The following is an 8,813-nucleotide window of genomic DNA, read 5'->3' as shown; positions in this document are numbered from 1 at the left end:
TTTAGAAGAAACCATAGAAGAATTGGAAAAACAAATCGATCAACTCCTGTCCCCTTATCATAAGGAAGTAGAATTATTGGATGGCATACCTGGTGTGAACAAAGCTGCCGCAGCTACTTTTATTGCAGAGATGGGCGTGGATATGTCCGTATTTAAGTCGGCTAAACATCTTGCCTCTTGGGCTGGTGTGAGTCCCGGAAATTACGAAAGTGCTGGTAAAACAGTACCATGGGAGGCCGGTGTATAAGTTAATTCTTTCAAGAAATACCACCATGGAGCCTCCTTAGCAAATTTATATGTATCAAAAGATGTGGTTATCAAATAATAATCCTATCAACTAGTTAAGAAAAAAATATAAACGTAAGAAAAACGGAGGACAACATGAAGAGAATCCTTAAGATTGCTAGCGCTTTTATCGGAATTCTTATCGGAGCCGGGTTCGCCTCAGGACAAGAAACCATGCTGTATTTTGTAAGCTTCGGGCACTTGGGAACAATTGGAGCTATCATTTCAGTCGCTATTTTTGCATACCTTGGAATGATTCTGATGAAGCTTGGCAGTCGTACACAAACAGATTCGCATCAGGAAGTAATTTATAAGATTAGTGGTCGATTTCTCGGCTGTATCATTGATTATGTTCTGATCGCCATCCTGTTTGGTGTAGGAATTGTCATGATTGCGGGGTCAGGCTCTATCTTTGATCAGCAATTCGGATTACCTTCCGTTATCGGCACAATTCTTATGACTGTTCTTGTTATGATAACAGTTATGCTGAAAGTTGACCGTGTGATTAAGGTAATTGCATCCGTCACACCATTTCTGATTCTTGTCGTACTTTTTCTATTTATTTATAGTATGTTTACAATGAATTCATCGTTTACGTCACTTGAACCACATGCGCTAGAACAAAATTCAGCTGCGGGACATTGGCTTATATCTGTAATAAACTATATTTCAATAACCATTGCAATGGGGGCTTCCATGACACTTGTTATGGGTGGAAATGAACCTGATGAAAAGATATCATCCATTGGAGGACTTACAGGAGGGATTGCTTTAGGTCTACTTGTTATAATTAGTCACCTTACTATTTTCTCAAATATTAATACTGTAGCGGACTTAGATATGCCAATGTTGGGAATCGCCAACAGTTTTTCACCTCTCTTAGGTATTCTGTACTCTCTCGTTCTGTTCGCTATGATTTTCAATACGGCAGTCAGCATGTTCTACTCATTTGGAACACGCTTATCAGATCCGCATACCACAAAATTTAAAGTAATCGTTATTTCATCACTGTTGATAGGATTTATAGCAAGCTTCTTTGGCTTCACTAAACTTGTTTCCTCTCTCTATCCAATCTTTGGCTATATGGGAATTGTTCTTATTGTCGTTCTCATCATTGCTCCATTCCGAATGAGTCGATTAACGAAAGAAAATTAAATGGAATAACTATAACCTCTCTGGTAAATGATATTTACACATTTCTAATGCATCTATTTCTCTTGAGTTGGAATGAATTTTCTAGATGCGGAGTCCATTATTTTTTTGGCTTTTTCCCATGCCCATTGACCCGATCGGCTAGGACAGAACTCTATAACACTCTCTGCTAGTTTACTTTCCCCAGCTGTTAATACCGCCCCTGAAGTGGGATATTCCTTTAATATCAATAAAGAAACCCTTGAATATAAATCCCCAAAAACCTTCCGGTATTCACGAAACACTTGATCTAAAATGGTGTGAAACTGAAGTTTAGCTTCCATATTCGTTACGATTTCCTGTTGTCTTGACAAATTCCGAAGGTCTAATAGCTGTATTCCTCTAATTTTATGAGGTTCACTTTTGTAATACAGCACACACAACTGGTACGCATCGATAGTTCTGTTTTTACCTTCCGTAAACTGGTCTTATTTGTGATAAGAAATAATCGGATTTAGTAAGATATATAGAATCCCTTGTTCCTCCAAGTATTGAATAACAGGAGTATGGTAATGCCCTGTAGATTCTAAAATGACCATAGGCATCTGCCCTGTCACCTCTTCAATCTCTTTTAAAAAGTCTAAAAAATGATCTAATTCCTCTTTGATGTGCTTCATTGAAAAGCTCTTCCCATACGGTTTAGATTGATCTAAAAATGCCTGAACTTGTCTCTCTCCTTTTGCCACATCCAGACCAACAACTGGATTCATTGTTTTTTCCTCCTCTACTTACTTACCAGTACCCCTAATCCTCCATGTAGTGTCATAGCTTCGCTTGTTATACGAGATCTACGTCCCAACCAGCCTCAAACATGTTTCTACAAGTAGGGGGCGGACAGTTTAGTTCACGGGATCAAGTCCCACGCACCCGTACGTCCTACCCTGGCTATTGATATAATAGATTCTATTAAAAAACTGGCTAACCTTATAATACGAACGCACCCGTTAGTTGCATAAGACACCCGTTTGTCCAAGAATCTGAATAACATTTTTTAAATTAACAGCCTTTAATCACCAAATGCAAATATTATTTCTGTTTCGCAAACTAATTCTCCATCAACTGTAGCTATACCTTTGCCTTTCCCAATAGGACCTTTTAATCGTGTGATTTCAACCTCAAGACGGAGTTGGTCTCCTGGTTTTACTTGCTGTTTAAAACGACATTTATCTATACCTGCTAAAAGCCCTAATCGTCCTAGGTTTCCTTCTTTAGTTAACATCACAACAGCACTTACTTGAGCTAATGCCTCTACAATTAATACACCTGGCATAACTGGGTAATTGGGGAAGTGCCCGTTAAAAAAAGCCTCATTTGCTGTCACATTTTTAATACCAACTGCTCTTTTTCCTTCTTCTAATTCCAAAATCCCATCCACTAAAAGAAAAGGATAGCGATGTCTAATAATTTCTTTAATTTTTTGAGTATCAAACAATATTAATGCCCCCATTACCAATATTATATTTTCTTATTTTATATTCCATGATAAAACAAGCCCTAAATGTGTAAGCCCTCCTCCGAAACCATAGAGTATTAAAGTATCACCATTTTGAACTTTCCCTTCTTCTATTCCTTGATTTAGTGCTAATGGAATGGAAGCAGATGAGGTATTCCCAAAATACTTCATACTCGTCAATGTTTTTTCTATAGAAAATCCTGATTTTTCACATATTGATTCAATCATCCTTAGATTTGCACTATGTGGTATAAACCAGTTAATATCCTTTAAGTTTAATTCTGTTTTGAGTAATAATTCTTGTATTCCTATTGGTAAAGTTCGGGCTGCCCATTTGTATACTTCCCTTCCATTCTGAACCATCTTTCCAGTTGTATTTAAGGATTTATCATCCATAGCAGTTGCAAAGGTTGTTCTATATACATGAATACCACCTTCTCCATTAGTTCCCATATGGCTAGCCAAGAAACTAGGATTTTCCTTATTATATTCGACTAGCATAGCACCAGCGCCATCTCCAAATAAAATACAGGTTGTTCTATCTTTATAGTCAGTGACTTTTGATAAAGTTTCGGTTGCAACAACTAAAATCTTTTTATGTGCCTCAGAAGTAATTAAATTATTAGCTAAGTGTAAAGCATATGTGAATCCTGCACAGGTAGCATTTAAGTCAAACGCTCCTGTACAGGGAATATTAAAGTGACTCTGAATTTGACATGCCACACTAGGAAACGCATAGTCAGGAGTTGTAGTTGCTACTATAATGCAATCAATATCTTGTAAATCCTTATTATATTTTTCAATAAGATTTTCAATGGCTTTAAAAGCCAGTGTTGATGCATATTCTGTTTCTCCGGCAATTCTTCTTTCCTTCATACCAGTTCTTTGTACAATCCATTCATCATTTGTATCTATTATTTTTTCTAAATCATAATTAGTAAGCCTTTTCAGGTACATAGGTACCGATAGCTGTAATTCTTGCTTTTGATTTCATTTAATTGTCCCCTTTACTATTTTACACCTAAAGTTATAATCTGATGTTAGTACCAGGTGCTAATTATTGCTAATTATTGCTAATATTCTATCATGAAAATAATGGAAATAGAATAACCAAATGGTTTTTTGATGGTGTAAAAGAGACAAATTCATGTAATATTCTGAAGAAATTATTACATATCTTTACCCTTTTTTGGGTCTTATTATTCAACTACCCTGCCCTGATAGTTGCATAAAGAAAGAGCTGCCTTAAAGACAGCTCTGATCTTCAGCTAACGCACCCGTTAGTTCAAAACATATTCCATTCCATTTTGGGCAAAGTATCTGTAACTAAAAAGGAGGTAGTCATGTTTAAGAAAACGATACTTGCTATATGTACATTATTTCTTTTGAACATAGTCGTACCAACTCTAGAGACAAAAGCTTTAACTTTTGATGAATTGCCAATAAAACAAACATCGAAACAATGGTCGGTTCAGATAGGTGAAGCTGGAAAAGGGAAAGGGTTAGTAAAACCTGAAAAAGGAAAATTTCATACTTACTCTTTAGATGTTAATAACATTGGTAAGGATGTATTTTCTGTGGAAATTAATATGTTTAGAAATGAACCTCATTCTACGACGAAGTTCTCACTTTTTAGTTGTCCTGAAGGACATGAGTGCAATAATGACCACTATGAAAGATCGAAATCTTTAGCAAAACAATTGAATAATGAAATGCCTTATCATTTTTCTAATTTCCTTTTGGCTGAAAAAGCAACAGAAATGGAAGTCGAAATCATCTGGATTCAAGATAAAAATGGCAGACCTTTGAAAGAAACATTTACATTCACTACTGAATAACAAGAAAACAAAAAGGCCGAAATAATCGGTCTTTTTGTTGAACTAACGCACCCGCTAGATCTATAAGAAAAGCGAAAATTTCTTCAAGAATCGCGCCCTTTTCTTAAATAACTAAAATCATAAGAGTTTTCGAAATGGAACAGCTACTCTTCAAGATTGGTAATCCGGTAAAATAAATCATAGTAGGGTTCTATCTCGGTGTCGCTAAAAAAGACCCGTTCCTCGTCGATTTGCAGGGACGATTTCATTGATGATCGCCAAGATATCCATGAAACTAACTTTTGATAAAACCTGTTTTAAATAAATCATACCATTCTTTTATTTCTTTACCTTCTAAAACATCCAATTCACTTAAAATATCTCTTGAAAATTCTAGTGCTCCACTTCCATTAGCTGTGATTAGACAGCCATCACTAACAGATTGTTCTTCTATATATTTTTCATCACCTCGATAATTAGGTGCCCCTTCTTTTAAATAAGGCAATGAATTACCTGTATGTTTATGATGATCAAGAAATCCGTGATTCCCTAAAAAGGTAGTTGCATCACAAATTGCTGCAACCGGGATATCCCTTCCAAAACAAAAATCCACAAGCTTCTTTGCCTGATGATTTTTTTCTTCTCTCCATCCAGTTCCGCCAGGAATAATCAACATCGCAAATTCCAATTTAAAAGAAAAGTCTTGTAAGCTATAATCCGGAAGAATAGTCAATCCACCCATTGAAATTTTAGGATCCTTGTCAATCGCAATTGTCTGAACTTGAAATCCCGTCCCTGGTTTATTTAACTCTGCAGTCACATAACTTGCTTCCCAATCGGCAAAACCATCTGTAATAAAGACCAACACTTTTTTCATTTGTATGTCCTCCCTATTTCTTGATAAGAAATGTAACCAAAAACACCATAAAATAACTTCACTGCATATTCCGTCAGTTGAGTTTAAATGTTTCAAAATAATACTAATATGTTTTAACTTCGAAATCATTCCTAAAGGTTCCTGCTGATTTTCAACAATCTGGCCCAATTTTTGAATAAAGATCAAACAGCACTCTTCAACTATCCTGCCCCTTTAGTTCCATAAGGCTTATTGTAGATATGACACAAACTACATAAAAAAAGACGGATTTACCGTCTAATGAATTGTATAAAATTTTTTTGGTTTCATTACCTGTAGCTATTTTAGAAATTCAGGAATTATTTTTTGTCCTGTAAATAAATAGACTGTTTATAAGTTGTGTAATGGCTCCTAACCCTAAATAAACAAAACCTGATATGGAAACAGCCATTCCTTCAAAACCTCCTACAACAAAAGGGCCAGATACAATACTAATAATGTCTAAAAAGATGAAAATAAGTGGACAAACAATTGCTATTCCCATTTTTTTCTTTCTAAGAGCTATTACAAAAGTTACTAGAAGAATAAAGCTAATCACATCACCAGTAAATCCTCGACCGTCAACTCTTCATCCATCAAAAGTACGGGGAAATGACCTAAGATACTTGACTGCCGTCTCAGCATATATTTCGGCAGATTCTACTAAGTTCTCCACTGAAACCCGCTCATCGTACCCATGGATAGTGTGTTCCAGCCCAGGACCGTAAAGGACGGTATCAATGCCATGTCGCCGGAAGTGACTGGCATCACTTGAACCAAGCAAAAGTACGCTGAAGACGGGTTCCTCCATTCCGAGAACACGCTGGATTCCCAGTTCTATGGCCCTCACAATTGGACGATTCTCTAAGGTCCAGTTCGGGTTAGTACAGGGTACCATTGGCTCTACAACCGCACCTGGCGCTACAGCACTAACAAGATTCCTAGCTACATCAAGTACAAATTCGGGCTTCATACCGAATGGAACCCGGGTATCCACTTTAATGATACACTTGTCTGCGACGACGTTCACATTTGTTCCGCCCTGGATTACACCTGGATTGTAAGAGGGACGATAAAGTAAATGTGACAGTAAGGGATTTCCTAGATGCTGAGATAGGAGCCACTCAGTATTGTACAAAAGTTGACAAGGCTCTGCCGGAGGCGTTGCCTTGAGCTCCCATAGCTTGGTTAGTGCTTCGATCGCGGCTGCCCCTCTTCGTACGGCGGAGATTCCATAAAGCGGTTGTAGGCTGCCATGATCTGTCTGACCTGGTATGATCACCTGCATCCATGCCTTGCCCTTTTCACCGGCATTCGGATGGTGGGGGTCCGACGGTTCACCAATCAGACAAGCATCACCCTTAATCAATCCTTGATCCAGGAGCGAGGCCACCTCAATGCCGCCAGTCTCTTCATCCGGAGAGGCAATAACTCCAAGGCTACCTTTCAAATTAAGAGTGGGGGCGAACTCCTGAAGTAGTCCAGCCACAAAAATCAGTGATGCCAAGCCTCCTTTCATATCGGAGGCTCCCCTACCCAAAAGCATACCTGCTCTGACTTCTCCTGAAAAAGGATCGAAGGTCCAATGTGAACAATCGCCTGCAGGTACGACATCTGTATGTCCACAAAATAATAGCCGTGGACCAGGTACCCTGGTTAAAGGAGCATCACAGACCACGGTAACCAGCGCATTTTCGCTACGGCGGTGCTCGGTAATCAAGAACCCTTTTGCTGCTAGGTATCGGCTAATATGGCGTCCCATTTCTGCTGACCGCTTCTTAAACTCGGGCGATGGATTTTCAGATGGAATTCGAATAAATGAAGCAGCAAGTTCGACTAATTCCTGTTGCCTTGACCTTATCAGCTGCCGGATTATTCTGGTACTCATATAAATACATCCCCTCCATGTCCAGCATTAGCCGCAGTATTTCTATACTATTCTATGTGCTGTTCCTAGATTATATTTCTGGGGGAAATATTCGATACATGTTATTTAAACTCGCGTTCAATGCTATAGTTAAACTTAATGAGCCAAAGATATATAGGGGTAGCGTCAGGAAAATGCGGATTATAACATTAAGGAAATTTCGATACTAAAAAGCCCAATTGCTCAGCATTAAAATTGAGAAATTGGGCTTTTCGTTACTCCATTAAAGCGCCCTTTAACGGAACAATTCTATTCGTCATTAAACAGTTTCATAATCAACCTTCGTTGTAAATTTCTTATTGGTTTAACTTGAATGGCACCCTCTCAGCTCTTTAAACTCCCTCAACTGGGCTCCTGCTGATATTTCGACGGTCAATAACTGCTTCAACAATAAAGATTACTTACTTACTTTTAAAAGAAACTGATCGATACGTTCTTTTTGCCGTAAGTGGTGCCGAAAATGCATTTCGATTAGCTGAAAATATTCCTCTGCATTTAAATATCCCATTCTCCGGTGCTGAACTTTCTGGCTGGCCGGAATGTCAGAGAGCTTTCTCTCTATCTCTTGCATTTTCTCAATGATTTGAAGCAGTCCTTCCTTTACTTCTTCTTTTCCTGTAGGATTTGGCGGTGTGAAATCCGGTGTATCTGGACCTTTTATCCTGATTGGAGGAAACGTTCCTTCTTTGAAAATCGATTCGCCTATTTCTGTTTTTTCACCGCCATCAGAAGTAGTGCCATTAACACATTGATTAATGGCTTTCAAATGAAGATGAAGGGTGCCCTTTATTAAATGATTATACATTTGTCCTAATGACCATTCATCCTCAGAAGGCTTCCTCGTAAACTCATCTAGCGAATATTTACTTAACTCTTCAATATAGGATGTAGCCACCTTTTCGAATCGCTTCAATATCTCTTTTGTATCCAATAGATCTCCTACTTTCTTTATAATTTTCTTTCTCCTTATGTTGAGTAGTACGTCCCAATGCTAAACTAAATAACACCTTCTGACATTAACTTCGACTTACTTACAAATAACCCCTTCTATTTTATTCAAGAATATGGTCAATTGCTGAACAAAGGTCAAACAGCACTCTTCAACTATCCTGCCCCTTTCGTATTATAAAGGTCAGCCAGTTATTTCTGGTTGAACAATTTTTATATCGATATATGATAACGGTAGCCGGGGTAGAACGTTCCTGCCCGTGGGGCTTGGACCCCGTCAACTAAACAGTTCGCCCC

At 38.0% G+C, this 8,813-nt stretch carries 7 protein-coding genes and 3 pseudogenes; 3 read left to right on the top strand and 7 right to left on the bottom strand.

Annotated features, from left to right (window positions below):
• Positions 1-220 (top strand): annotated as a pseudogene (locus J7E52_RS14405) (transposase); the annotation flags it as partial.
• Between the two features lie 161 nt (positions 221-381).
• A complete protein-coding gene (locus tag J7E52_RS14400) occupies positions 382-1,440 on the top strand; it encodes a YkvI family membrane protein (protein WP_214747637.1) in 1,059 nt (352 codons plus the stop codon).
• An 80-nt stretch (positions 1,441-1,520) separates the two neighbouring features.
• Here J7E52_RS14400 and J7E52_RS27620 read toward each other — a convergent pair.
• The 3 genes and pseudogenes from J7E52_RS27620 to J7E52_RS14380 form a co-directional block, all read right to left on the bottom strand.
• Positions 1,521-2,186 (bottom strand): annotated as a pseudogene (locus J7E52_RS27620) (IS110 family transposase); the annotation flags it as partial.
• Between the two features lie 296 nt (positions 2,187-2,482).
• A complete protein-coding gene (gene fabZ / locus J7E52_RS14385) occupies positions 2,483-2,908 on the bottom strand; it encodes a 3-hydroxyacyl-ACP dehydratase FabZ (protein WP_214747628.1) in 426 nt (141 codons plus the stop codon).
• A 33-nt stretch (positions 2,909-2,941) separates the two neighbouring features.
• A pseudogene (locus J7E52_RS14380) lies at positions 2,942-3,923 on the bottom strand (beta-ketoacyl-ACP synthase 3).
• 349 nt (positions 3,924-4,272) lie between these two features.
• Between J7E52_RS14380 and J7E52_RS14375 the strand changes: the two are divergent.
• Entirely contained in the window at positions 4,273-4,767 is a 495-nt protein-coding gene (locus tag J7E52_RS14375) for a hypothetical protein (protein WP_214747625.1), read from the top strand.
• A 274-nt stretch (positions 4,768-5,041) separates the two neighbouring features.
• Here the strand turns inward: J7E52_RS14375 and J7E52_RS14370 are convergent, their stop codons facing one another.
• The 4 genes from J7E52_RS14370 to J7E52_RS14355 form a co-directional block, all read right to left on the bottom strand.
• Complete coding sequence (locus tag J7E52_RS14370) at positions 5,042-5,623, bottom strand: type 1 glutamine amidotransferase family protein (RefSeq protein WP_214747623.1); 582 nt, start codon at positions 5,621-5,623, stop codon at positions 5,042-5,044.
• Positions 5,624-5,954: 331 nt separating this feature from the next.
• Positions 5,955-6,200, bottom strand: coding sequence for a YesK family protein (locus tag J7E52_RS14365; RefSeq protein ID WP_214747620.1), 246 nt, complete (start codon positions 6,198-6,200; stop codon positions 5,955-5,957).
• A gap of 30 nt (positions 6,201-6,230) precedes the next feature.
• A complete protein-coding gene (locus tag J7E52_RS14360) occupies positions 6,231-7,529 on the bottom strand; it encodes a M20 family metallopeptidase (protein ID WP_214747617.1) in 1,299 nt (432 codons plus the stop codon).
• A gap of 436 nt (positions 7,530-7,965) precedes the next feature.
• Positions 7,966-8,499, bottom strand: a complete 534-nt coding sequence (locus tag J7E52_RS14355; RefSeq protein WP_214747614.1) for a DinB family protein — start codon at positions 8,497-8,499, stop codon at positions 7,966-7,968.
• Between the last annotated feature and the right edge of the window lie 314 nt (positions 8,500-8,813).

The sequence above is a fragment of the Bacillus sp. ISL-34 genome (genome assembly GCF_018613325.1).
In the GTDB taxonomy this organism is placed as follows: Bacteria; Bacillota; Bacilli; order Bacillales; family DSM-1321; genus Peribacillus.
The sequence above is the reverse complement of the archived record's forward strand: the minus strand, read 5'-3'. Positions and strand labels throughout refer to the sequence as shown.